The following is a 22,876-nucleotide window of genomic DNA, read 5'->3' as shown; positions in this document are numbered from 1 at the left end:
GTTGTTGCGACGGGGTGGCTCGTCGCGACCCTGGTTGTGGGCGCTAACACCAGCCATCACCCAGGGGACCTCCCAAGGATTCATCCGCCGCCGTGGGGGGTCCCCGCCCTCTTTCGGGCAGAGCCGGGCTTTCCGTCGGTGCCGCGGAAAGCCCGGCCGGCTAGTCCTTGTGGCGTTCCAGCAGCTCCTCCAGGAACCCGCCGGCCTCCGCCGCCGCCCGTGCCGGGTCCCGGTCGCGGATGGCGTCGAGCAGGCCGGTGTGGGACACGTGGTCGTCCTCGTGGTCGGTCTCCACGGTGGCCGTGATGCTGGCCCGGACCGCTTCGGTCAGGCCCTGGTAGAGCTGGAACAGCAGGTTGTTGTGCGAACTCTGCACCAGCAGCAGGTGGAACGCGGCGTCGCGCTCGACCAGGCGGTCCCAGTCCTTGGCGGCCAGCGCGGCGTCCCGCTCGGCCAGGAGGGCGGTCAGGCGGGTCAGCTCCTCGTCGGTGCGCTCGGTCGCGGCCAGGCGGGCGCCCTCGACCTCCAGCGTCCGGCGCACCTGGAGCACTTCGCGCAACTCGCTGCCGCACAGCCGGCGGACCGCGCCGGACAGCTCGCTGGTGGCGCGCACGAAGGTGCCGTCGCCCTGTCTGACCTCCAGCAGTCCCGCGTGGGACAGGGCGCGCACCGCCTCCCGCACGGTGTTGCGGCCCACGCCGAGGGCGTTGACCAGTTCGGGTTCCGGCGGGATGCGCCGGCCCACCGGCCATTCACCGCCGGCGATCGCGCCCCGCATCTGGTCGATCACCTGGTCGACGAGTCCGGCCCGTCGGGTAGTGGCCAACGGCACAGCGTCGTCCTTTCATCCGAACATCCTATGTCTGCGATAGTAGTCCGGTGACGATCCAGCAGACCCAGCCAGACCGGACACCGTCGATGGTTCACATTGCCACTGATGCCGGTGCCAATGCGACGATCGCGGTCAATCCTTCTGGCACGGGCGCCGGGTTCGGGGGTGCGAACCGCCAAGTTGCCCTGGTCGGCAGCACCCTGTTGGCGATCGGCGTAGCGCTGGCCGCCGCGAACCTCCGACCGGCCGTCACCAGCCTGGCCTCGGTGCTCGGTGACGTGCGCGGGTCGCTCGGCGTGTCGACCGCGTGGACGTCGCTGCTGACCGCCGTGCCCACGCTGTGCTTCGGCTTCGCGGCCTTCCTGGCGCCGTGGTTGGGGCGTCGGCTGGGGATGGCGCGGGCGGTCGGTCTCTCGCTGCTGGTGTTGACCATTGGTCTGGTGCTGCGGGTCGTCGACGGGCCGGCGGTGGTGCTGGGCGGGACGTTCATCGCGTGCGCCGGGATCGCGGTGTGCAACGTCCTGATCCCCGTGGTGGTCAAGGACTCGTTCCCGGGCCGGGTCGGCCTGATCACCGGTGTCTACACGGCGGCGCTCGCGGCCGGTGCGGCGCTGGGTGCGGCATTCACGCCCGGTCTGGAGTCGTGGCTGGGGTCGTGGCGGCTCGCGGTGGGGGCGTGGGCGTTCCTGTCGTTGGCGGCTTTGCTGGTGTGGCTGGCGGGCGCTCGTCACGGCGCTCCGGTCCGCACTTCGACGTCGCGGGGCTCGGCTCGCAAGCGTTCTTTGGTGCGGAGCCCGTTGGCGTGGGTGATCACGGTGTTCTTCGGCTTGCAGTCGCTGCTCGCCTACACGGTGATGGGCTGGCTGCCGCAGATCCTCGGTGACGCGGGCGTGGACCGGACGACGGCGGGTCTGCTGCTGGCGATCACGATGGTGCTGGGCGTCCCGGTGAGCCTGATCGTCCCGCCGCTGGCGGCGCGGCGGCCGAGCCAGTCCGGCCTGGTGCTGGGGTTGGGCCTGCTGTCCATGGCCGGTGTCGTGGGTCTGGCGCTGGCGCCGGCGGCGGCTCCGGGGCTGTGGGTCGTGCTGGTCGGGTTGGGCATGGGCATGTTCCCGCTGGCCCTGGTGATGATCTCGCTGCGCACGTCCTCGACGGCGGACACCGCGCGGCTGTCCGCGATGGCGCAGTCGATCGGGTACCTGATCTCGGCGGCGGGGCCGTTCGCGTTCGGCTTGCTGCGGGGTGCGACGGGGACGTGGACCGTGTCGATGCTGCTCTTGGTCGCCCTGCTCGCACTGCTCACAACTCTCGGCTGGATCGCCGGCCGCCCGCGCACGGTGTAGCTCGCCGCAATGGCGTTGCGGGGTGACTCGGAAGATCACTCGGAGGTTCGTCCCGCACGCGAAGTTGGCGCACGCCGCCGGCCACGCCCCGGTCATCGACGCCGAGCAGTTCCGCACGGATTTGGACGACTTGGTCGACCAAGCACCTTCGCGCTCGTGCTCGCCTCGGGGCGGAAAACCGCGGCGACGACCCGTCGATCCCGTGATCGCGTCCATCGCCGCGGCCGAGCGTCGTGCCGGTGTGAGGTCGGTCAGTCCAGGGGCAGGTTGAGCAGGGCGTTCTCGACCACCTCGGGCATCGCCGGGTGGATCCAGTACTGGCCCCGGGCCATCGTGCGGGCGTCGAGGCCGAAGCTCATCGCCTGGATGATCGGCTGGATCACCGACGACGCCTGCGGGCCGATGATGTGCGCGCCCAGGATCTGACCCGTCGCGGGGTCGGCGAGGACCTTCGCGAAGCCGGTCGTGTCCTCCATCGCCCAGCCGTAGGCGATCGACGCGTAAGCCTGCGACGCGGCCACGTACCGGATGCCCTGCGCGCCCGCCTGCTCCTCGGTCAGCCCCACCGAAGCGATCTGGGGGGACGAGAAGACCGCGGCGGGGACGAAGCGGTGGTCGGAGGCGATCAGGGAAGTGGGGTTGAGCAGGTTGTGCTGGACGACCCGCGCCTCGTGGTTGGCCACGTGCTTGAGCTGGTACTCCGAGCTGACGTCGCCCATCGCGTAGATGCCCTCGACGGACGTCCGCTGGTACTCGTCCACCACGATCCGGCCGTCCGGGTGCACCTCGACGCCCGTCGCGGCCAGGTCCAGCAGGTCCGAGTTCGGCTTGCGGCCCACCGCCACCAGCAACTCGTCCGACACCACGACCTCGGCGCCGTCCGGGCCCTCCAGGTGCAGCCGCACCGAGCCGTCCGACGCGCGCTCCGCCCGCACCGCCTTGCGGCCCAAGCGCACGTCCCACTTCTCCGCCGCCAGCGCGGTGAAGCGCTCGGCGATCTCGCGGTCCTCGTGGCGCAGCAACAGGTCCGAGCGGGCGATCACGGTCACCTCGACGCCGAACGACGAGAACACGTGCGCGAACTCCGCCGCCACGAACCCCGAACCCAGGATGGTCAGCCGCCGGGGCAACGACTCCAGGCGCATGACCGTGTCACTGGTGTGGTAGCCGACCGACGCCAGGTCCGCGACCTCCGGCACCACCGGGCGGGAACCCGCCGCGATGACGAACCGGTCCGCGGTGATCACCTCGCCGGTGCCGGTGTCCAGCGCCTTCGGGCCGACGAACCGGGCCGTCCCCTCGTACACGGTGACGTTGGCGTTCTCCTCCGCCCGCCACCGCCGGCCGCCCTCGGAGATCGGGTCGATGCGGCCGAAGATCCGGTCCCGCACGTCGGTCCAGCGCACGCCCTCCAGCGCCAGGTCCACGCCCAGGCGCCCACCGGCGCGCGGCGCGGCGGCGACGTCGGCGGTGTGCACGAACATCTTCGTGGGGATGCACCCGACGTTCAGGCACGTGCCGCCGAACACGCCCTTCTCGACGATCGCGATGTCCCAGTCCGCGAATCGCTCGTCCGCGATGGAGTTGCCGGAGCCGGTGCCGATGATGACCAGGTCGAAGTGCCTCACGTCGTGCTGCAACCCACGACGTGAGGCGCTCATTCCCGCACCTCAGGCGGCGTACGTCGCGACGAGCACGGCACGGGCCAGCGTGTGGAACGCCAGGTTGAAGCTCACCACCGCGGGCGACGAGTCCTCGGTCACGTCCAGCGCCTCCACGTCCACCGCGTGCACCACGAAGTAGTACCGGTGGGCCCGGTCGCCCGGGGGCGGCGCGGCGCCGCCGAACGAGCGGGTGCCGTAGTCGTTGCGCACGTGGAACGCGTCGCCGGGCAGGCCGTCGTCCGACTTGCCGGCGCCGGTCGGAAGCGAGGTCGTCGACGCCGGCAGGTTCACCGCCACCCAGTGCCAGAAGCCCGACGGCGTCGGCGCGTCCGGGTCGAAGCACGTGACGACGAAGCTCTTGGTCTCCGCGGGGAAGCCCGACCAGCTCAGGTGGGGCGAGGTGTCGCCCTGCGCGTACACGTGCGCGTCGGGCAGCGTCCCGCCGTCGCGCACGTCGGTCGAGGTGACGTCGAACGACGCCACGGCCGGGAGCAGGGAGTAGGGGTCGGGAGCGACGGGGCGCTCAAGGCTCATCTGCGGTCCTCCACACAAGCGGTCCTCACTCGACCTTATCGGTCGGGTGAACATTGGTTGCGAAACCATCACCGCGCAACCCGAGCGGTGCTCGGACCGTCTCCAATATCAGGGGCCGCCGCGCCGGCGGCGGATCGTTCAGGGGCGGATCTTTACTTGGGGGGACTCCCGACAATGCGAAGAATCGGCGTGGCGGTCGCGGCTGCCCTGGCCGTCGTCACCGTCGCCTGCGCGCCCGAGCCCGCGGCGCGGCCGACCACCTCGGCGACCACCACCACGACCACCGCGGTCACCACGACCACGCCGCCCACGGCGGTCCCCGGTCCCGGTGGCACGACGGTGCCGGTGTTCCAGCACCCCTACGAGTACGGCACCCCGCAGGCCAAGGTCCCGGCGAGCCAGGACGGCCTGCTGCCGGTGGTGCGGCGCATCCAGACCGACAAGCCGTACGTGTTCATCACCATCGACGACGGCGCGGTGCGGCACCCGGCGGCGCTGGAACTGATGAAGTCGTCGAACACCCGGCCGTCGCTGTTCCTCAACACCAAGCACGTCGTGGAGCAGCCCGCGTTCTTCAAGGCGTTCCAGGACGACGCCAAGGCCGCCGTCCACTCGCACACCGCGAACCACCCGAACCTGCTGGGCAAGGGCTACGAGTTCCAGAAGCAGGAGATCTGCGGCAACGCCGACTACCTCCAGCAGCAGACCGGGGTGCGGCCCACGCTGTTCCGCCCGCCGTTCGGCAACCACGACGCCACCACCCGCAAGGCGGCCACGGACTGCGGCTTCAAGGCCCTGGTGATGTGGACGGCGGCGGTCAACGACGGGGTCGTGCAGTTCCAGGCGGGGAACAAGCTCGTCCCGGGCGACATCGTCCTCATGCACTTCCGGCACACGTTCGTCGAGGACTTCCTGGCGTTCCTGGAGCACTGCAAGGCCCACGGCCTGACCCCGGTGCCCCTGGAGGACTTCCTCTCCACAACGCAACCCTGAGCCGCGCAACCCCCGTCGCCGCGCACGACGAGAACGGCAACCCCACCTACACCGGCCCGCAGCAGTTCAACACGCCGTCGCTGAACAACGTGCAGGCCGTCGCGATCACCGGTGACTACGAGGCCAACCTTACGGTCGGCCTGGGACTCCGCGTGGAGACGTGGCACCGCGTGTTCCTGCTCAGCAACCCGACCCGCCTGGTCATCGACGTCGGTGCCCATCACTGACGTCCTGCGAGGCAAGGGGGTCCCGTCCGTCCGGGACCCCCTTGCCGCAACATGAAGTCCAAGTGAACGTCCGGCTTTCCGCGGAGTGCCACCGGTAGTCCGACGCAGAATTCGGTGTGCAGATCCTGCGGTCCGCGCTGGACTTCCTCGGTGGCCCCGGCCCGGTGGCGCTGGCGATCGCCCTGCTCTTCGCGACGCCGCTCATCGACCGGCTGTTCGTGCGCCGCAAGCGGCTCAGCTTCCGGGTGCTCTACAACTCCAAGATCGGCCTGGGTCCCGACCAGCTGCACGACGGCACCGACTCCCACGCGCCGCAACTGCGCGAGCTGGTGCGCCAGCTGGAGCGGATGAGCATCGTCGTGGTCCGCGTCCGCAACAGCGGCAACTACGACATCGACCCGGACGACTTCGACAAGCCCCTCACCTTCACCTTCGGCGATCGGGTGGTCTGGAACGCGCGGGTGTCGGAGGCCGGGTCGGAAGAGTTGCGCGAGGAGGTCCGCCGCAGCCTCCAGTTCTTCGGCCGCGATGAACTGCGCGTGTCCCTGCCGACCGTGCGCGAACGGGTGTCCCAGAGCATGGCCCGCCTGTTCCGCAACGGCGGCGACCGGCCGAGGGCGGTCGTCGAACCGGTGTGGCACGGCGTCCGGCTGGAGTCGCTCACCCTGCGCCGCAAGCAGAAGTTCAAGCTGCTGGTGGTCCTGCGCGAGCCCGACACCAACCCCACGGGCGAGATCGGCAAGGAGGTCAAGATCACCGGCCACCTGGGCGGCGCGGGCGTCCTGCACGACGAGAAGCAGGAACGGTTCCTCACCCTGCCCCGCCTGACCGGCGGTCTGGCCGCACTCCTCGCCGCCGTGCTCGTGGTGACCCTGGCGTGGGCACCGCCGTCCTCGGACGGCTCGGTCGCGTGCGGCACCGGGCCGCTGCGCGTCGAGGGTTCGAGCGTCTTCATGCCGACCATGGCGAAGATCGCCGAGGAGTACGGGAAAGCCTGCCCCGACGCGCAGATCGCCACCGACGCGAACGGCAGCATCGCCGGTGTCCGCTCGGTCGCCGCGGCCTCGCCGGAGGACGGCCTGATCGCCATGTCGGACGGCAAGCAGGACGTCAGCGACGTCGTGGCCGAGCAGGCGGCGATCGTGGTGTACCACGTGGTCGTGCACAGTTCGGTGGGCATGGACACCGTGCGCTTGGACCAGCTCAGGGGGATCTATGCGGGCGCGTACACCGATTGGAGCCAACTGCGCGGCGGCGACCCCTTGCCGATCCGCATCGTCGGCCGCGGCGGCGAGTCCGGCACGCGCGAGTTGTTCGAGCAACGCGTCCTAGGCACCGGCGAAGGCACGCTCACCTCGGACGACTGTCGAACGAAGGACCGCGCCCCGCAGGCCACGGTGATCCGCTGCGAACGCGACAAGAACGCCGACGTGGTGAGGGAAATCGCCGCGGTCGAGGGTGCGATCGGCTACGCGGACGCGCCGTCGGTCGCGGAGGCCCGCAAGACCAACCGGATGACCGCGCTGTCGCTGGACGGGAAGATGTTCGACGCGTCGGTGGGGGTGGAGGCGGGCTACCCCTTCTGGACGGTGGAGTACCTGTACACCAAGGGGAAGCCGGACGGGAACTCGTTGGCGGGCAGGTTCATCCGGTACGTGCTGGAGCACGACGAAGCCCGCGTCCGGATGACGGACGCGGGCTACCTGCCGTGCCGAACCCCCGAGGGAACTCCTCTGGAGCTGTGCAACCTGCGTTAGCGCTTAGGCCGCGGCCACCGCGACCGACTCGTGCTCCAGCGCCAACTCCAGCACCTCGCGCACATCACCCACGAGGTGCACGGTCAGCGCTTCCCGCACCGACTCCGGCACGTCGTCCAGATCGGGCTCGTTGCGCTGGGGCAGGAGGACCGTGGTGATCCCGGCCCGGTGCGCCGCCAGCAACTTCTGCTTCACCCCACCGATCGGCAGCACGCGCCCGGTCAGCGACACCTCGCCGGTCATCGCCACGTCCGACCGCACCGGCCGACCCGACAGCAGCGAAGCCAGCGCCGTCGTCATCGTCACGCCGGCCGACGGCCCGTCCTTGGGCACCGCGCCCGCCGGGACGTGGATGTGCACACCGCGCTCGGCCAGCGCCGCGGCCCGCTTGTCGTGGGACTTCAAGTAGGAGAGGGCGATCTGGGCCGACTCCTTCATCACGTCACCGAGCTGCCCCGTCAGCGTGACACCCGCCGAGCCCGTCCCTTCCGACGCCAGGGACGCCTCCACGAACAGCACGTCACCACCCGCGCCGGTGACCGCCAGACCCGTCGCCACACCGGGCACCGCCGTCCGCTCCGCCGACTCCGGCGTGAACTTCGGCGAACCCAGGTAGCCCTTGAGGTCCGGGACGTCGACCGACACCGGCAGCGCGGCCTCGTCCAACGCCACCCGGGCGGTGATCTTGCGCAGGACGCGGGCCAGGGACCGTTCCAGCTGGCGGACGCCCGCCTCGCGGGTGTACTCGCCGGCCAGCTTGCGCAGGGCGTCCTCGGAGACCGTGACGTCCTCGGTGGTCAGGCCGGCCCGTTCGACCTGCCGGGGGAGCAGGTGGTCGCGGGCGATGGTGACCTTCTCGTCCTCGGTGTAGCCGTCGAGCTGCACCAGCTCCATGCGGTCCAGCAGCGGACCCGGGATGGACTCCAGGACGTTGGCCGTGGCCAGGAACACCACGTCCGACAGGTCCAGCTCCACCTCCAGGTAGTGGTCCCGGAACGTGTGGTTCTGCGCCGGGTCCAGCACCTCCAGCAGCGCCGCGGTCGGGTCGCCGCGGTAGTCGGCGCCGACCTTGTCGATCTCGTCGAGCAGGACGACCGGGTTCATCGAGCCGGCCTCGGCGATCGCGCGCACGATCCGGCCGGGCAGCGCGCCGACGTAGGTGCGGCGGTGGCCGCGGATCTCCGCCTCGTCGCGCACGCCGCCCAGGGCCACGCGGACGAACTTGCGGCCCATCGCCTTGGCCACGGACTCGCCCAGCGACGTCTTGCCCACACCGGGCGGCCCGACCAGGGCGAGCACCGCCCCGCTGCGCCGGCCGCCGACGACGCCCAGGCCGCGGTCGGCCCGGCGGCGCCGCACCGCCAGGTACTCGGTGATGCGCTCCTTCACGTCGTCGAGGCCCGCGTGGTCGGCGTCCAGCACCGCCCGTGCGCCCGCGATGTCGTAGGTCTCCTCGGTGCGCTCGTTCCACGGCAGTTCGAGGACGGTGTCCAGCCAGGTGCGGATCCAGCCGGTCTCGGGGGACTGGTCGGACGTGCGCTCCAACTTGTCCACTTCGGACAGCGCCGCCTTGCGGACGTGCTCGGGCAGGTCGGCTTCCTCGACGCGCGCCCGGTAGTCCTGCTCCTCGGTGGCGGGCTTGCCGTCCAGCTCGGCCAGCTCCTTGCGGATCGCGGCGAGCTGTTGGCGCAGCAGGAACTCCCGCTGCCGGCGCTCCACACCCTCCGTGACGTCCTTGCGGATCGTCTCGGCCACGTCCAGCTCGGTCAGGTGCTCGCGGCCCCACTCCAGCAGCTTCTCCAGCCGCTCGGCGACGTCGCTGGTCTCCAGCAGCCAGATCTTCTGCTCGTCGCTGAGGTAGGAGGCGTAACCGGCGAGGTCGGCCAGCGCGGACGGCTCGTCCACCTGCTGCACCGAGTCCACGACCTGCCACGCGCCGCGCTGCTGGAGGATGGTGGTGACCAGCGCGCGGTACTCGCGGGCCAGTTCGCGGGTGCGGTCGTCCACGGGCGGCTCGTCGGCCACCGTCGCCTCGACCCACAGGGCCGCGCCGGGTCCGGTGGTGCCGGTCCCGATCTTCACCCGCTCGGTGCCGCGCACGACCGCCGCGCGCTCGCCGCCGGACAGCCGCCCGACCTGCTCCACGACGGCCAGCGTGCCCACCTTCGCGTACTTGCCGTCCAGCCGGGGCACCAGCAGCACCCGGGTCTCCCCGCCCGCCGCGGAAGCGGCTTCGACGGCGGCGCGCGCCTCGGCCGCGGCGTCCGAGCCGGTGAGCCGGATCGGGACGACCATGCCGGGGAGCACGACCACGTCGTCCAGCGGCAGCACCGGAAGCGCCAACGTCTCACCCATGTCGATCCTCCAAAGTTGAGTCTGTACGGCTCAACCAACGTGAGCGGAGGATTGTTTCCCCGGGGTGTTCGCTCTGAGCGATGCGGGCCGGGAAACCCCGGAAACCCGCCTCTCCCTCAACGGTTCTCGCGCGGAATCCGTGCCATGCCGGCGTCCGCCTTCACCTGGCGGTGCGGCTGACCAGCCCTTCGAGCAGAGTGGCGGCGTGCTCGGGTCCCGGCAGTACGGCCAGTTCGTCGCGCAGGCGTTCGGCGGACCGGCGGTGGGCCGGGTCGGCGAGCACCGCCGCCACGGTGGCGCGGACGTCGGCCGGGGTGGCGGGACCGGGTCGAGCGAGCAGCCGACGCCCAGTGCCGCGCAGCGGTCGGCGTTCATCGGCTGGTCGGCACGCCGAGCCCTTCGGCGGCCAGCATGGTCGCGAAGTCGAACTCGTCGCACACCACGAGGTCCGGCCGCCACTCCCGCATCAGCGCCCGCACCAGCGGCGACCGGCTCCGCGTCCCGCGCCGGGCGAACCCCTCCCGCACCTCGTCCTCGGACCGCCGGGTGTCGGGGACGAGCAGCGGTGTCCTGGTCCGGGGCGCGTCGTCGGGCGCGGGACCCAAGCGGTGGAACGGAAAGCCCGCGCGTTCGACCAGTCCCTGCAACGCCCCCGATGTGGCCCACAGCACCTCGTGCCCGCGATCGGCGACCGCGCGGGCGACCGGCAGCAGCGGGTTGAGGTGACCGGGACCGCCGATGCAGGTGAACAGGACGCGCACGGGGTTGATCATCCCCTACCGGCCCGATTCCGGTCGTAGTACTTTGTGTGCCGTTCCTTGTAGTACTACAAGCGGAGTGGTTTCGATGGTGCGTCGCAATCCGGAGCGGCGGGCGGCGCTGCTCGACGCCGCGATCGAGGTCCTGGCGAAGGAAGGTGCGCGCGGGCTCACGTTCCGGGCCGTCGACCAGCAGGCCGAAGTGCCCACCGGCACGGCCTCGAACTACTTCGCCAACCGCGACGACATGCTCAAGCAGGCCGGCCAGCGCGTGTACGAACGGCTGGTGGACGAGGACGTCATCGCGGGCGGGCTCGAAGGGCCGCGCGACCGCGAGCGCGTCACCGAGCTGATGCACGAGCTGGTGGACCGCGTGGCCGCCTTCCCCACCGGTTTCCTGGCCCTGCTGGAACTGCGCCTGGAGGCCACCCGCCGCCCCGAGCTGCGCGAGGTCCTCACCCTCCGCATCCGCCAGGACGTGGAGTTCAACGTCGACTACCACGAGAAGTCCGGCCTGCCCGGCGACGGCACGATGGTCGTCCTGCTGTGGCTGGCGCTCAACTGGCTGATCGTGGAGCGCCTGACCCTGCCCGACCTGCTCACCGACGACCAGCGCCGCGACCTGGTGACCGCCCTGGTCGACCGCCTGCTGACCGGCCAACCGGACGAGCCCGCCAACCCGTTCCGAGCCGGGGCGTAGCCCGTTCAGGGGTTGTGCCCGGTGTGACCCTCCGCGACGATCACGCGCGTCGCGATCGTTGAGGGGAAGTGGCATGGAGCAGGCAAGCTGGGTCCCGGCGTCGGTGGACCTGGACCGCCCGAGCGCGGCCCGGATGTACGACTACTTCCTGGGCGGGTCGCACAACTTCGCGGTGGACCGCGAGGCCGCGCAGTCGGTGGAGCGGATCTACCCCGGGATGTCCGGCGCCGCCCGTGCCAACCGGTCCTTCCTGCGCCGCGCCGTGCGGTACCTGGTGGAGCAGGGCGTGGACCAGTTCCTCGACCTCGGCTCGGGCATCCCGACCGTGGGCAACGTGCACGAGATCGCCCAGCAGGCCAACCCCTCGGCGCGCGTGCTGTACGTGGACGTCGAGCCGGTCGCCGTCGCGCACAGCAACGCCCTGCTGGCCGACAACCCCCTCGCCACGGCGGTCCAGTCCGACCTGCGCGAGGTGGACACCGTCCTCAAGGCCGCCCGGGACGTGCTCGACTTCGACCGGCCGATCGCGGTGCTGATGGTGGCGGTGCTGCACTTCGTGCCGGACTCGGACGAGCCGGGCAAGGCGGTGGCCCGCTACCGCGACGCCCTGCCGGCCGGCAGTTGGCTAGCCCTGTCGCACGGCAGCCTGGAGGGGGTGCCGCGGGACGGCCTCCAGGACACCGAGCGCATCAAGGCGATCTACCGCCGCACCGACAGCCCGCTGGCGTTGCGGTCGCACGACGAGATCGAGGCGTTCTTCACCGGGTTCGACGTGGTCGAGCCGGGCGTGGTGGCGCTGCCGGAGTGGCGGCCGGACTCCGACGACGCCTACATCAGCGCGTTCGTCGGCGTCGGCCGCAAGCCTATTCCGGGGGCGTGAGGCGCAGGTCCGGGTCCACCGGCGGTTCGCCGTCGAACGGGCCCGGCCTGAGCGCCGCCAGGCCGTCCAGGGTCAGGATGATGTCGGTGCCGTGCGGGTCGGCGCCGGCGGGCGGCGTGTCGAACCACTCGTGCAGGTCCTCGGGGATCGGGTAGTCGTCGGCCAGGTCCTTGTACAGGTCGGCGCGCTGCTTGGCCTGGGCGGCCAGCTGCTGGTACTCGCGCATGGCCAGCCGCATCCGGATCCAGCGGTAGCGGTCGGTCTTCTCGGCGTCGTCGGCGGTGAACCGGTCGCGCAGCAGCGTGCCCGCGCGCCGGCCGCGTTCGGCGAGGGTGCGGATCGTCTTGGGCGTCATGAACAGGTTCGTGCCGCCCTCGCCGTCGGCCAGCCGGATGTGCGCGATGCGGCCCCGGTAGCCGGGCAGCGCGGACTGCATGGTGTCGCGCCAGTCCAGCATGGTGTCCAGGATCGCGGTGGCGAACTGGAGCGGCCGGGAGACCTCGCGGTAGGGCGTGCCGGTGGTGGACGAGTCCTGTTCGGGCAGCCACACCGGGTCCCCGCCGTCCCGCAACGGGCCGAGCGTCAGGCCGAACGTGGGCCAGCGCGGCAGCAGGCTGTCGAAGAAGTGGATCGGGAAGTTGCTGGTGACGCCGCCGTCGGAGAACCAGTGCACGCGCGGCTCGGGTTCCGCGCAACACAGCGGGACGGCGGCGATCAGGCCCGGCATCGGCATGCTCATCCGCACGGCCAGCGCCACCGGCAGGTCCTGCGGGAGGGTGCGCAGGGTGCTGTCCTTGTGCAACGGGCAGGTGTGCTCGGTTTCGGTTCCGTCGAGGGTGTCCGTGATGCGCTGGGGGACGACGTTGTTGAGGCACTTGGTGCAGTAGAGCCAGGCCGGCGACGGCTCGCTGAACGGCAGGCGGTAGGGGCGGCCCTCGGACAGGTCGGTCGTCATCAGCACGAGGTTGGTGGTGAGGTGGGAGAACCTCAGGTTCTCCGTGCCGGACAGGTCGTCGAGGCGGTCGGCGAACCAGTCGCTCATCGGCGGCACGCCCGTGGAGCGCGGGACGCCGCAGCGGCGGTCCCAGAAGTTCGCGGTGAACTCGCCGGTGCCGGGGACCAGTCCGAAGTGGATGGTCTGCGCCTTGGTGGTGAGGAAACGCTTGGCGCCCAAGAGGTAGGTGGTGGCGACCGCGCTGACGAAGGCGAAGGCGAGCACCATCCACCAGGCGGTGGCGGTGGCCGCGGAGGCCAGGCTCTGGGTGGTCCAGCGGGTGGCCAGGTAGACCGGGATGAGCGGGAGGGCGAGCAGTACCGCGGTGCCCAGGCGGCGCAGCCAGGTCAGGGCGGTGTTCTTGCGTGTCCTGCGCTTGGGGCGGACCCGAATGAGCACGCTGGGGACCACGAGGAGCACGGTGACGATGATCGCGACCAGTGCCCATGTTGGCGTGGTTCCCCAGTCCAGCGCGAGGAACCAGGCGAACGGTCCGACCAGCCACAGCGCGAGCACCAGGCCGAGCGCGACCTTGGCCCGGAACCCGATCGCGCCCAGGAGGGCGAGGACGAGGCAGGTGGTGGCGCTGCGGCCGGTGGTGTCGCGGGACTGCATGGAGGCGGCGACGATCCGGTAGAGCTTGCGGGTGTGCTCGCTGGGCTGGAAGAGCTGGGCCAGCCGCCAGTCCGGCGCGGCGAACCACCGGATGACGTCCTCCAGCTTGCCGAACCCGCCGTCGTCCCGGCCCTTCTCGGCGGCGGCGGTGAAGGCCGCGGCGATGGCCCCGGCCGAAGCGCCCCCCAACGACCGGAACCGGTAGTGCCGAGCCAACTCGACGACCGCCCACGGGTACACGACCCCACTGGCCGCCCCACCCCGCATGGTGACGTCGCAGTACCGGTTGAACTCCTCGCGGTCATCGCCCATGGCGACCTCCCTCGTGCGCGCTCAATGATCGCGCCACCGGACCGGAGCCGTCGCTAGACCAATAGGCTTGACCGCCCCTCATCCGAGTAGGCCGTGGTCCCGGGCGATGGCCTCGATCTCCGCCGGGGTTCCCGACATGATCGTGCGCACGTGCTCGGTCACCAGGGCGATCGGCCAGTCCCACCACGCCGCGCGCAGCAGGCGGTCCACGTCGGCCGGCGAGTAGCGCTGTTTCACCGGCTTGGCCGGGTTGCCGCCGACCACCGTGTACGGCGGCACGTCCGACGTCACCACCGCGCCGGACGCGATGATCGCCCCGTCGCCGATGCGCACGCCCGGTCCGGATCTTCATCACCGGTGAACCCCTCGACCGCGACACCGCCCGGCGATCGGCCCGCGCGGCACTGGCCGCCGCGCGGGCCGGGGTGCTCGACCGCGACTAGAACTCGTACCAGCGCAGGATTTCCGGGTCGAGCACGCGCGTCGCCAGCCCGATCCGCCGCGCCGTGTCGGCCAGTTCGGCAGCCGCCGCCGGGTTGCCGCGCGGCGGGAGGTTCGGGTCGTCGAGCTGGGTCACCATGTCGTCGTGGTGGCTGGGCACGACCACCCGCGGCCGGGTCGCGCGCAACGCCCGCGCGGTGTAGTCGAAAACGTTTGCGTGCCCGCTCATCCCGAGCACCAGCACGTCCGGCCGCAACCCGGCGACCTCGCGCTCGACGAAGTTCGCCGTGCCGGACAGGAACAGCACCGAGAACCCGCCGACGTCCACCAGGTAGGCCAGCGTCCCACCCTCGACCAGGTCCGCGATCGTCTGCGGGCGCGGCGGCACGGCGGTCAGGGTGCCGGGCGCAAAGGTGCCGTAGTCCTTGAACACCGAGTGCAGGCTGCGGAACGCCTGCACGGTGAACCCGTGGAAGTCCAGGTGTTCGCCACCGGAGGCCAGTGTGATGTTCCCCGCCGGAACCCCTTGTGCCAGCAGGAGATTGCGGTGGGTCTCGGTCCCGATCACCCGGCAACCGTGCTTCGCCACCAGGTACGGCGCCTCCAGCATGTGGTCGTAGTGCCCGTGCGACACCAGCACCAACTCGGGCTTCTCGGCCAGGTGCCGGTCGACCAGGTCCGTCCGCACGTTCAGCGGGAAATCCGGGATGAACTTGCCGTCCTTGTCGAACACCGGCAGCCGGGTCAGGTACGGGTCGATCACCACGCGCCGCCCGGCGAAGGTCAGCTCCCACCCCGCGACACCCAGCCACCGCAGCCGCACCCCGCTGCGGCCCTCGGCGAACGCCGGCACCGCCGATCCCGCGACCGCCGCCCCCGCCAACGCCGCCGCGGACCCGACCAACACCTGTCGTCTGTTCAAGCACATGACCCCAGGACAGCAGTGCTCGTGCGGACGTGTCCAAGACCAATATCGCGCGGACAGCGATATTCGAACCACTATCATCGCTGCTCGTGGACCTCCTGCGGCACCTCCGGTACTTCCTCGTGGTCGCCGAGGAACTGCACTTCGGGCGGGCCGCCACCCGGCTGCGCATGTCCCAGCCGCCGCTGTCGCAGAGCATCCAGCGGCTGGAACGCGAACTCGGGGTCCGCCTGTTCGACCGGGACGCCCGCCGGGTCGCCCTCACCGACGCCGGCCGGCAACTGCTGCCCGAGGCGCGGGACGTGCTGGCCGGCGAGGACCGGTTGCGCGCGCTGGCCGACCGGTTCCGGCGCGGTGAGGCGGGGGCGCTGCGCGCGGGCGTGCCACCGGACCTCGGCGGGCGGGCGGTCGCCGCGCTGCTGCCCGCGTTCCGGGTGCGCAGCCCGGTGGCGTTGAAGCTGCGCGAGATCGGCACCGCCGAACAACTCCGCGCCCTGGCCGACCGCACGCTGGACGTCGGCGTGCTGCGGCTGCCGTTCGACGTGTCGTGGCTGAGCCTGGGCGAGGTGCTGACCAGTCCGCTGGGCGTGCTGCTGCGCCCGGACCACCCGCTGGCCGCCGCGCCCGACGTGCGGCTGGCCGACCTGAACGGCCTCGGTCTCGTGCTGTTCCCGCGCGCCACCGCGCCCGCGTTGCATGACGAAGTGCTCACGACGTGCGCCCGGCACGGGTACACGCCGACCGAGGTGCACCAGGCGGGCAACGCCGAGTTCGCGCTGGGCCTGGTGCTCGCGGGCGGCGCGGTGGCGTTGCACGACGGCGTCTCGCCGCCCGCCGACGTGGTGTGGCGACCCCTGCGCGGCACCCCGCTGCTGTGGCGGACCGCGCCCGCGTGGCCGCGCGGCCGGCACACGCCGGCGGTCACCGCGTTCGCCGACGCCGTCGCGGAAGTCCTGGTGGCACAAGGCATGCGGCCCGCCGAGGGCACCCTCCCGCGCTACCCGCGCCCGGCCGCGGAGTACCTGTCGTGAGCGCCGCCCGCATCCGCGCCGCGTTCGCCGACGCCGGGGTCACCGGCCGGCTGCACGCGGTCGACCTGGCCGACCCGACCCGCGAGGTGGCCGTGGGCGCGGACGACCCCGTGGTGCTGGCCAGCGTCTTCAAACTGCCCCTGCTGGTGGCCCTGCTGCGCGGCGGCGCCGACCTGACCCGCCGCGTCACCCTCCGCCCGGACCGCCGCAGCACCGGCCCGACCGGCATCGGCGGCATGGTCGACCCGGTGACGATGTCGTTGCGGGACTTGGCTTTCCTGACCATGACGGTCTCCGACAACGCCGCCGCCGACGCGCTCGTGGACGTCGTCGGCCTGGACGAGGTGAACCGGGTGCTGCGCGAGCTGGGCCTGACCAGGACCACGGTCGTCCACCGCGCCCGGGACTTCATGCACTCGATGGCCGAGGACGCCGCCCCCGCCGAACTCCCCGCCGCCCTGGCCGACCCGGTCGTCCTGTCCCGCCTGCGCGCCCTGGACCCGACCCGCACCAACCGCGGCACGGCCAGGGAACTGACCACCTTGCTCACCCACGTCTTCACCGACGACCGGTACGAGCTGATCCGCCGCGCGATGGCCCTCCAGGTGTGGCCGCACCGGCTGGCGTCGGGCTTCCCGTTCGACGACGTCCGGGTCGCGGGCAAAACGGGGACGCTGCCGACCGTGCGCAACGAGGTCGGCGTGGTCTCCTACCCCGACGGCGGCCGGTACGCGGTGGCGGTCTTCACCCGCAGCGCAAGCACCGCCTTCACCCTGCCCGCCGCCGACGCGGTCATCGGAACGGCCGCTCGCCTGGCGGTCGAACACCTGCGCTGACTAGTAGTCGTAGACGTACACCGCGACACCCCGGTCGGTGAGCACGGCGAGCAGCGGTTCCACGCGGTCCCACCGGCCACCGGCCAAGCCGGTCCCGATCCGGGGCATGTGGACGCTCGCACCCAGCCGCACAGCGTGGCCCGCCAACGCCTCCAAGCACTGCCGGATCGCGTCGTACCGAACCGGTGGCCCCGAACTCCGCCCGGGTCTGGTCCCGTGCTGGCCGATCATGTTGGCCACCCACAGGTCCGGCTGCACCTGCACCACCTGCACCGCACCCAACCCGAAGTCGTTGCGCGCCCGCTCCCGGTGCCACCGCCGGTAAGCGGCCTCGGGCTCCGGCCACCGCCGGGAGACGGCCAGGACGAAACCCTTCCCCCAACCGCCGCGGTCGTTGCAGACGTGCGCGACCACCTTGGGCCCCTTGGCCTGCGGGCTCGTCGCGTCACCGGCCAGGTAGGAGATCTCCGCCATGCCCCGGGACGCTACCCACGACCACCGACAATCAGATCGAGTCGAGGAACTCGTCGATCTCCGCCAACGCCCGGTTGCGCACCGGCTCGGCGGACAGGAACAGGTCGTGCAGCCCGTTCTCCACCTGCACCACCGTCACCCGCGAGCCGATCTTGGGCGCCCACCGCTGCATGTGCTCGACGTCCAGCACGGTGTCCGCGCCCATCGCCTCCTGCGTCCACTTCTTGGCGTGCAGGTGGCTGCGCGCGGACCGCAACAGCAGCACCGGCACGGACACGTCCAAGCCCTTGTGGACCGTGGCGTGACCACGGCGGATCGCCCGCAGCCAGCCCGCCAGCACGGGGAACGCCTCGATCGGCTTCCACGTCGTGTCGAAGTCCCACTCGCCGTGGTGGTCGGAGTGGATGCTCTGGCCGTACACCGGGCCGAGGCCCTTCTTCAGCACCAGCTTCGGCGCGATCCGGCCCACGCCGCGGATCAACGCCGTGCCCACGGTCCGGGTGATCCACGGCTCAGCCAGGTCCAGCCACGGGCTGTTGAGCACCAACGCGTCGAACAACCCGTCCGCACGCCGCTCGTGCGCCCACAGCGTGGTGATCAGCCCGCCCGTGGAATGGCCCAGGACGACCAGGTTCCGGTGCCCGTCCTCCTCGCGGACCACCCGCACCGCCGCGTCGATCTCCTCGAAGTGCTCGGCCAGGTCGGTCACGAAGTTCGCCGTCTGGCCCGCCCTGAGCGAACGGCCGTACGCGCGCAGGTCCAGCGCGTAGAAGTCGAAGCCGCGCGCGGTGAAGTGCTCGGCCACGTGCTTCTGGAAGAAGTAGTCGGCGAACCCGTGGACGTACAGCACCGCACCTCTGGACGCGGGCCGGGCGCGCCGGCGGACCAGGGTCGCGCTCAGGTCCACTCCGCCCAGGGGCAGCGTCCGGGTCTCGTAGTCGGTGCCGAGCACGTCTGCGTTCACCGCGTCAGTGTGCATCGGGAATCACCGTTTCGGGGAGATGACACTGCCCACCCGTGGCACTGTGGAGGGCATGAGCGAGGAGATCGAGCGGTCGAGTTCGCGCGTGCGGTTCCCCGGCATCAGCCCGCGGGCCTACGAGCACCCGGCCGACCGGGGGGCGTTGGCGGTCTTGCGCGCGGTGCCGGGCATCGGGCCGGTGTTGCAGGCGGTGGCGGGGGCGTTCACCGAGCGCGGTGAGCGGTTGATGTACGTGGCGTCGGCGATCCGGGTCGGACCGCGCCAGTACCCGATGATCGACGGGCTGCGGCGGGAGGCCGCGGCGGCGCTGGACCTCGACCCGGTCCCGGAGGTCTTCATCGAGCGCAACCCGGACCCGCAGGCGATGACGCTGGGCATCGACAAGCCGTTCATCGTGCTGACCACGGGCCTGGTGGAGCTGCTGGACACCGAGGGCCTGCGGTTCGCGATCGGCCACGAGATGGGGCACGTGCTGTCCGGCCACGCCCTGTACCGCACGATCCTGTTCCGCCTGATGCAGTTGCAGAACAGCCTGGGCTGGATGCCCGCCGGCTACTGGGCGGTGCGCGCGGTGATCGCGGCGCTCACCGAGTGGTACCGCAAGACCGAGCTGAGCTGCGACCGCGCCGGCCTGCTGGTCGGCCAGGACCCGGCCGCCGCGCTGCGCGTGCACGTGGCGATGGCGGGCGGCATGGACGTCTCCCAGGTCGACACGGCCGAGTTCCTCAAGCAGGCCAAGGAGTACGAGCAGGTCGAGGACGTGCGGGACAGCGTGCTCAAGCTGGCCAACACGTGGCGGCGGACGCACCCGATGGCCGTCGTGCGCGCCGCGGAACTCCAGCGGTGGGCGGCCGGCGAGGAGTACCGGGAGATCCTGACCGGCACCTACCCGCGCCGCGAGGACGACCGCCCGACGTCGTCGTTCACCGAGGACATCAAGAACGCGGCCCGCTCGTACAAGGAGTCCGCGGCCCGCTCGGAGGACCCGTTGATGAAGGTGCTCAACGAGGTCGGCGACGTCCTGGCAGGCGCGGCGGACAAGGTGCGTTCGCGGTTCGGCGGCAACAACGGTGATCAGGAATAACCTGAAAGTGTGACAGCACCGCAACTCCGCCGATTGGCGTAGCGCTGTCGGTCGTTCTGGCTAGCCTCTGGTTCGTTCCTTTGACCGGAGGAGGGCTTGTGCGGCTGGGTGCGCTGGTGGCGGTGTTGGCGGTGCTGCTCGGGGGGACGGCTGCGGCCGAACCCCGCGTGGTGGGCGGTGATCGGGTGAAGATCGCCGACCACCCGTGGGTCGTGTACATCACGGACGCGAGCGGCAACCAGTTCTGCGGCGGGACCCTCGTCGCGCCGACCAAGGTGGTCACGGCGGCGCACTGCGCGGCCGGCCGCACCGCGCGGTCGACCCGGGTCGTGGTCGGCCGCGAGGACAAGCAGAGCGACGAGGGCCGGGTCGTGCGGCTCGCCTCGATCTGGACGCACCCGGACTACATCACCGCCGACCGGGGCGACGACGTGGCGGTCCTGACCCTGCGCGAGCCGGTGGCCGAACGCCCGGCGCGCCTGGCCGACTCCACGGCGCTGTACGCGCCCGGCACCGGGGCGTTCGGGTTGGGCTGGGGCCGCACCGGCGAGCAGTCCCCGGCTTCGCGCTATCTGATGGGCGTGACCCTGCCGGTGGTCTCCGACGAGGACTGCGAGAACGCGTATTTCCAGTACGACGGCAGGTCGATGGTGTGCGCCGGCTACGCCGAGGGCGGCAAGGACACCTGCCAGGGCGACTCCGGCGGCCCGCTGGTGGTCGGCGACACCCTGATCGGCATCACGTCGTGGGGCGAGGGCTGCGCCCGCGCGGGCAAGTACGGCATCTACTCGCGGGTGGTGGCCTACCAGCCGATCCTGTCCGAGCAGATCGCCCTGACGGGGGGAAACACCTCCGAGTGACGTGAGTGGCGGGGCCGGGGGCGACTCATTTCAGTGCTGGTCATGAGAACTCTCGTGGCCGTACTGCTGGCACTGGTGACGCTCGCCCCCTCCGCCGCCGCGACCGAGGACCCGAAGATCGTCGGCGGCACGATCGTCGAGGACGTCGACGACTACCCCTTCGTCGTCGCCCTCCTGACCGCCGAGGGGAGGCAGTTCTGCGGCGGCGCGCTGATCAAGCCCAACCTGGTCATGACCGCGGCGCACTGCCTGGTCGACGCGAAGCCGGAGGGTCTCCGCGTCGTGGCCGGGCGGCTGGACCTGACCACGGACGCCGGCGTGGTGTCCAAGGTGACGGAGATCAAGCTGCACCCCGACTACGAAACCGCGGAGAAGGGCGACGACATCGCCTGGATCACCACCGAGCAGCGGTTCCCCGGCCGCTACCAGCCGGTCGAGCTGCCCGAGGCGGCGGACGTCCTCTACCGGCCCGGCACGCTGGGCACCGTGCTCGGCTGGGGCCGCACCGCCGAGGGCGGCCAGGCCAGTGACGAGCTGCGCGAGGTCGACGTGCCGATCCAGTCCAACAAGGACTGCGAAGAGTCCTACGACGAGTACAGCAGGCTCACGATGTTCTGCGCCGGCTTCCCGGAGGGCGGCAAGGACTCGTGCCAGGGCGACTCGGGCGGTCCGTTCGTCGTGAACGGCAAGCTGGCCGGCCTCGTCTCGTGGGGCGAGGGCTGCGCGAGGCCGGGCAAGCCGGGCATGTACACGCGGGTCAAGTCGTACGTGACCGACTGATCAGACGACCAGGCCTACGGACATGGTGAAGAAGACCGCCGCGCACACCGCGTCCAGCGCCGTGGTCACGCCGGGGCGGCCCAGGCGGGTCGCCATCCGGCTCGCGGCCAGGACGATGAACAGCTCCCACAACGCCGCCAGGCCCAGGAACACGACCGCCAGCAGCGCCAGTTGAGCCGTGGGGCTCCCCGTCCCGATGAACTGGGGCAGGAAGGCCAGGGAGAACAGCAGCATCTTCGGGTTGGTGATGTTGGTCAGGAACCCCTGTCGGAACGGGCGCGCCGACAGGGCTTCCCCGCCGTCCTCGACACCCGTCCGGCGCACCAGGCCCCGGGCGATGGTCACCGCCAGGTACAGCAGGTAGGCCGCGCCGATCCAGCGCAGCGCGGTGAGCACCGGCGGGTACTGGGCGATCACCACGCCCAACCCCGAGATGACCAGCAGGACCTGCACGGCCGCCGCGGTGTGGATGCCCGCGAGAGCCCACAGGCCCGCCTTCGTCCCGGCGCGCATCGACGTCCGGAGCAGGAGGAAGGCGTCCACGCCCGGCGTCAGCACGACCACCGCGCACGCGATCAGGAACGCCGGTAGCTGGGTGAAGTCCAGGTGCATGTGTTTCCCTCCCTCGATGGCCGGACAGATGCGCGTGATCTAGCTCACGCACCGTGGAATCTTCGGCTCTACGGCATCCTAACAACAAAATTTCCGGATTTGATACCGGTGAGCACGACCGCTACTGTCAGTGCGCATTCGGCCACCTGTCGTAGAGGGGTGCTCCATGCGGATCACTGCGCTGGTCTTCGCCGTGCTCGTCCTCGCCGCCACGCCGGCCGCCGCGGTCGTGGGCGGGCGCGAGTCCGCCGACCAGCCGTGGGTGGTCGCGCTCTACGACCGGTGGGGGCAGTTCTTCTGCGGGGGCGCCTTGATCGCGCCGGACAAGGTGCTGACCGCCGCGCACTGCACGGTCGAGCGGTCGGCCCTGGGCACCCGGGAACGGCTGGTGGGCGACCTGCGGGTGGTCGCCGGGCGGCGGGACCTCGACAGTTCGGACGGGCGCGAGGTCCGGGTGGCCGCGGTGTGGCGGCACCCCGACTTCCGGACCGCCGCCGAGGGGGACGACATCGCCACGCTCACCCTCGTCCAGCGGCTGCCGTACCGGCCGATCCCGCTGGGGGAGGCCGGGCCGGGGGACATGGGCACCGTGTTCGGGTGGGGCCGCACCGACGAACTGGCCCCGCCGAGCGCGACGCTGCGCGAGGTCGACCTGCCGATCCTGAGCGACCAGGCCTGTGAACGGGTGCTGGAGGGTTTCCGGTCCGACGCGATGATGTGCGCGGGTTATCCGGAGGGCGGCAAGGACGCCTGCGAGGGCGACTCCGGCGGGCCGATGACCGTGCGCGGCGCGCTGGTCGGGGTCGTCTCGTACGGCAAGGGGTGCGCGCGGGTCGGGCTGCCCGGCGCCTACACCAGGGTGAGCCGGTACCTCGACCGGATCTGAG

23 protein-coding genes and 1 pseudogene are annotated in these 22,876 nt (G+C 71.4%); 12 read left to right on the top strand and 12 right to left on the bottom strand.

Features of this window, described 5'->3' with window-relative positions:
- Positions 1–160 precede the first annotated feature (160 nt).
- The gene (locus RIN75_RS25160) at positions 161–832 is read right to left on the bottom strand and encodes a FadR/GntR family transcriptional regulator (protein ID WP_309114476.1); all 672 of its coding nucleotides are present in this window, start codon (positions 830–832) and stop codon (positions 161–163) included.
- Positions 833–1,035: 203 nt separating this feature from the next.
- Between RIN75_RS25160 and RIN75_RS25155 the strand changes: the two genes are divergently transcribed.
- On the top strand, positions 1,036–2,175 hold the full coding sequence (locus RIN75_RS25155; protein ID WP_309114475.1) for an MFS transporter: 1,140 nt from the start codon (positions 1,036–1,038) through the stop codon (positions 2,173–2,175).
- Between the two features lie 251 nt (positions 2,176–2,426).
- Here RIN75_RS25155 and RIN75_RS25150 read toward each other — a convergent pair whose 3' ends face one another.
- Together RIN75_RS25150 and RIN75_RS25145 are read right to left on the bottom strand one after the other, a co-directional pair.
- The gene (locus RIN75_RS25150; protein ID WP_309114512.1) at positions 2,427–3,803 is read right to left on the bottom strand and encodes a mycothione reductase; all 1,377 of its coding nucleotides are present in this window, start codon (positions 3,801–3,803) and stop codon (positions 2,427–2,429) included.
- Positions 3,804–3,845: 42 nt separating this feature from the next.
- Complete coding sequence (locus RIN75_RS25145) at positions 3,846–4,373, bottom strand: YbhB/YbcL family Raf kinase inhibitor-like protein (protein WP_309114474.1); 528 nt, start codon at positions 4,371–4,373, stop codon at positions 3,846–3,848.
- A 174-nt stretch (positions 4,374–4,547) separates the two neighbouring features.
- Here RIN75_RS25145 and RIN75_RS25140 point away from each other — a divergent pair, with 174 nt between their 5' ends.
- The 3 genes from RIN75_RS25140 (at position 4,548) to RIN75_RS25130 (ending at position 7,350) form a co-directional block, all read left to right on the top strand.
- The gene (locus RIN75_RS25140) at positions 4,548–5,366 is read left to right on the top strand and encodes a polysaccharide deacetylase family protein (protein ID WP_309114473.1); all 819 of its coding nucleotides are present in this window, start codon (positions 4,548–4,550) and stop codon (positions 5,364–5,366) included.
- Positions 5,367–5,455: 89 nt separating this feature from the next.
- Complete coding sequence (locus RIN75_RS25135) at positions 5,456–5,593, top strand: hypothetical protein (RefSeq protein WP_309114472.1); 138 nt, start codon at positions 5,456–5,458, stop codon at positions 5,591–5,593.
- 116 nt (positions 5,594–5,709) lie between these two features.
- Complete coding sequence (locus RIN75_RS25130; RefSeq protein ID WP_309114471.1) at positions 5,710–7,350, top strand: substrate-binding domain-containing protein; 1,641 nt, start codon at positions 5,710–5,712, stop codon at positions 7,348–7,350.
- 3 nt (positions 7,351–7,353) lie between these two features.
- Here the strand turns inward: RIN75_RS25130 and lon are convergent, their stop codons facing one another.
- From lon to RIN75_RS25115, 3 genes are all read right to left on the bottom strand, one after another.
- Complete coding sequence (gene lon / locus RIN75_RS25125) at positions 7,354–9,705, bottom strand: endopeptidase La (RefSeq protein ID WP_309114470.1); 2,352 nt, start codon at positions 9,703–9,705, stop codon at positions 7,354–7,356.
- Between the two features lie 160 nt (positions 9,706–9,865).
- Positions 9,866–9,988: a hypothetical protein gene (locus RIN75_RS25120; RefSeq protein WP_309114469.1), complete on the bottom strand. Its 123-nt coding sequence runs from the start codon at positions 9,986–9,988 to the stop codon at positions 9,866–9,868.
- Positions 9,989–10,076: 88 nt separating this feature from the next.
- A complete protein-coding gene (locus tag RIN75_RS25115) occupies positions 10,077–10,466 on the bottom strand; it encodes a glycosyltransferase (protein WP_309114468.1) in 390 nt (129 codons plus the stop codon).
- 85 nt (positions 10,467–10,551) lie between these two features.
- On the opposite strand from RIN75_RS25115, the gene RIN75_RS25110 reads away from it, so the two are divergent.
- Complete coding sequence (locus RIN75_RS25110; protein ID WP_309114467.1) at positions 10,552–11,163, top strand: TetR family transcriptional regulator; 612 nt, start codon at positions 10,552–10,554, stop codon at positions 11,161–11,163.
- A gap of 73 nt (positions 11,164–11,236) precedes the next feature.
- A complete protein-coding gene (locus RIN75_RS25105; protein WP_309114466.1) occupies positions 11,237–12,043 on the top strand; it encodes an SAM-dependent methyltransferase in 807 nt (268 codons plus the stop codon).
- Here the strand turns inward: RIN75_RS25105 and RIN75_RS25100 are convergent.
- The 3 genes and pseudogenes from RIN75_RS25100 to RIN75_RS25090 form a co-directional block, all read right to left on the bottom strand.
- A complete protein-coding gene (locus RIN75_RS25100; protein WP_309114465.1) occupies positions 12,027–13,964 on the bottom strand; it encodes a patatin-like phospholipase family protein in 1,938 nt (645 codons plus the stop codon). The genes RIN75_RS25105 and RIN75_RS25100 overlap by 17 nt on opposite strands.
- A 78-nt stretch (positions 13,965–14,042) precedes the next feature.
- Positions 14,043–14,303: pseudogene (locus tag RIN75_RS25095) on the bottom strand (antibiotic acetyltransferase); the annotation flags it as partial.
- A 100-nt stretch (positions 14,304–14,403) separates the two neighbouring features.
- Positions 14,404–15,327 carry an MBL fold metallo-hydrolase gene (locus tag RIN75_RS25090; protein WP_309114464.1) on the bottom strand — a complete coding sequence of 308 codons (924 nt, stop codon included), beginning with the start codon at positions 15,325–15,327 and terminating at the stop codon, positions 14,404–14,406.
- Between the two features lie 92 nt (positions 15,328–15,419).
- Between RIN75_RS25090 and RIN75_RS25085 the strand changes: the two genes are divergently transcribed.
- Entirely contained in the window at positions 15,420–16,361 is a 942-nt protein-coding gene (locus RIN75_RS25085) for a LysR substrate-binding domain-containing protein (RefSeq protein WP_309114463.1), read from the top strand.
- Positions 16,358–17,197, top strand: a complete 840-nt coding sequence (locus tag RIN75_RS25080; protein WP_309114462.1) for a serine hydrolase — start codon at positions 16,358–16,360, stop codon at positions 17,195–17,197. The genes RIN75_RS25085 and RIN75_RS25080 overlap by 4 nt, the downstream gene beginning before the upstream one ends.
- On the opposite strand, the gene RIN75_RS25075 is transcribed toward RIN75_RS25080, so the two are convergent.
- Both RIN75_RS25075 and RIN75_RS25070 read right to left on the bottom strand, forming a co-directional pair.
- Entirely contained in the window at positions 17,198–17,671 is a 474-nt protein-coding gene (locus tag RIN75_RS25075; RefSeq protein ID WP_309114461.1) for a macro domain-containing protein, read from the bottom strand. It lies immediately after the preceding gene.
- 31 nt (positions 17,672–17,702) lie between these two features.
- Positions 17,703–18,635 (bottom strand): alpha/beta hydrolase, encoded by a 933-nt coding sequence (locus tag RIN75_RS25070; protein ID WP_309114460.1) that lies wholly within the window; start codon positions 18,633–18,635, stop codon positions 17,703–17,705.
- Positions 18,636–18,705: 70 nt separating this feature from the next.
- Here RIN75_RS25070 and RIN75_RS25065 point away from each other — a divergent pair, with 70 nt between their 5' ends.
- From RIN75_RS25065 to RIN75_RS25055, 3 genes are all read left to right on the top strand, one after another.
- Positions 18,706–19,737 (top strand): M48 family metallopeptidase, encoded by a 1,032-nt coding sequence (locus RIN75_RS25065; RefSeq protein WP_309114459.1) that lies wholly within the window; start codon positions 18,706–18,708, stop codon positions 19,735–19,737.
- A gap of 98 nt (positions 19,738–19,835) precedes the next feature.
- Positions 19,836–20,597 carry a serine protease gene (locus RIN75_RS25060; RefSeq protein WP_309114458.1) on the top strand — a complete coding sequence of 254 codons (762 nt, stop codon included), beginning with the start codon at positions 19,836–19,838 and terminating at the stop codon, positions 20,595–20,597.
- Between the two features lie 42 nt (positions 20,598–20,639).
- Positions 20,640–21,377, top strand: a complete 738-nt coding sequence (locus RIN75_RS25055; protein WP_309114457.1) for a serine protease — start codon at positions 20,640–20,642, stop codon at positions 21,375–21,377.
- Here RIN75_RS25055 and RIN75_RS25050 read toward each other — a convergent pair whose 3' ends face one another.
- A complete protein-coding gene (locus RIN75_RS25050; protein WP_309114456.1) occupies positions 21,378–21,989 on the bottom strand; it encodes a LysE family translocator in 612 nt (203 codons plus the stop codon). It abuts the gene before it with no gap.
- Positions 21,990–22,155: 166 nt separating this feature from the next.
- On the opposite strand from RIN75_RS25050, the gene RIN75_RS25045 reads away from it, so the two are divergent.
- Positions 22,156–22,875, top strand: a complete 720-nt coding sequence (locus RIN75_RS25045; RefSeq protein ID WP_309114455.1) for a serine protease — start codon at positions 22,156–22,158, stop codon at positions 22,873–22,875.
- Position 22,876: the final 1 nt, after the last annotated feature.

Origin of the sequence: Saccharothrix sp., assembly GCF_031180885.1 — a bacterium.
GTDB lineage: Bacteria > Actinomycetota > Actinomycetes > Mycobacteriales > Pseudonocardiaceae > Actinosynnema.
This window is presented reverse-complemented; position numbering and strand designations above follow the sequence as displayed.

Excerpts from the sequence above, each read along its gene's own strand:
- RIN75_RS25140 (WP_309114473.1), top strand. The coding sequence starts at position 4,548 with ATGCGAAGAATCGGCGTGGCGGTCGCGGCTGCCCTGGCCGTCGTCACC.
- RIN75_RS25065 (WP_309114459.1), top strand. The coding sequence starts at position 18,706 with ATGAGCGAGGAGATCGAGCGGTCGAGTTCGCGCGTGCGGTTCCCCGGC.
- RIN75_RS25145 (WP_309114474.1), bottom strand. The coding sequence starts at position 4,373 with ATGAGCCTTGAGCGCCCCGTCGCTCCCGACCCCTACTCCCTGCTCCCG.
- lon (WP_309114470.1), bottom strand. The coding sequence starts at position 9,705 with ATGGGTGAGACGTTGGCGCTTCCGGTGCTGCCGCTGGACGACGTGGTC.
- RIN75_RS25055 (WP_309114457.1), top strand. The coding sequence starts at position 20,640 with ATGAGAACTCTCGTGGCCGTACTGCTGGCACTGGTGACGCTCGCCCCC.
- RIN75_RS25045 (WP_309114455.1), top strand. The coding sequence starts at position 22,156 with ATGCGGATCACTGCGCTGGTCTTCGCCGTGCTCGTCCTCGCCGCCACG.
- RIN75_RS25050 (WP_309114456.1), bottom strand. The coding sequence starts at position 21,989 with ATGCACCTGGACTTCACCCAGCTACCGGCGTTCCTGATCGCGTGCGCG.
- RIN75_RS25105 (WP_309114466.1), top strand. The coding sequence starts at position 11,237 with ATGGAGCAGGCAAGCTGGGTCCCGGCGTCGGTGGACCTGGACCGCCCG.
- RIN75_RS25100 (WP_309114465.1), bottom strand. The coding sequence starts at position 13,964 with ATGGGCGATGACCGCGAGGAGTTCAACCGGTACTGCGACGTCACCATG.
- RIN75_RS25110 (WP_309114467.1), top strand. The coding sequence starts at position 10,552 with ATGGTGCGTCGCAATCCGGAGCGGCGGGCGGCGCTGCTCGACGCCGCG.
- RIN75_RS25075 (WP_309114461.1), bottom strand. The coding sequence starts at position 17,671 with ATGGCGGAGATCTCCTACCTGGCCGGTGACGCGACGAGCCCGCAGGCC.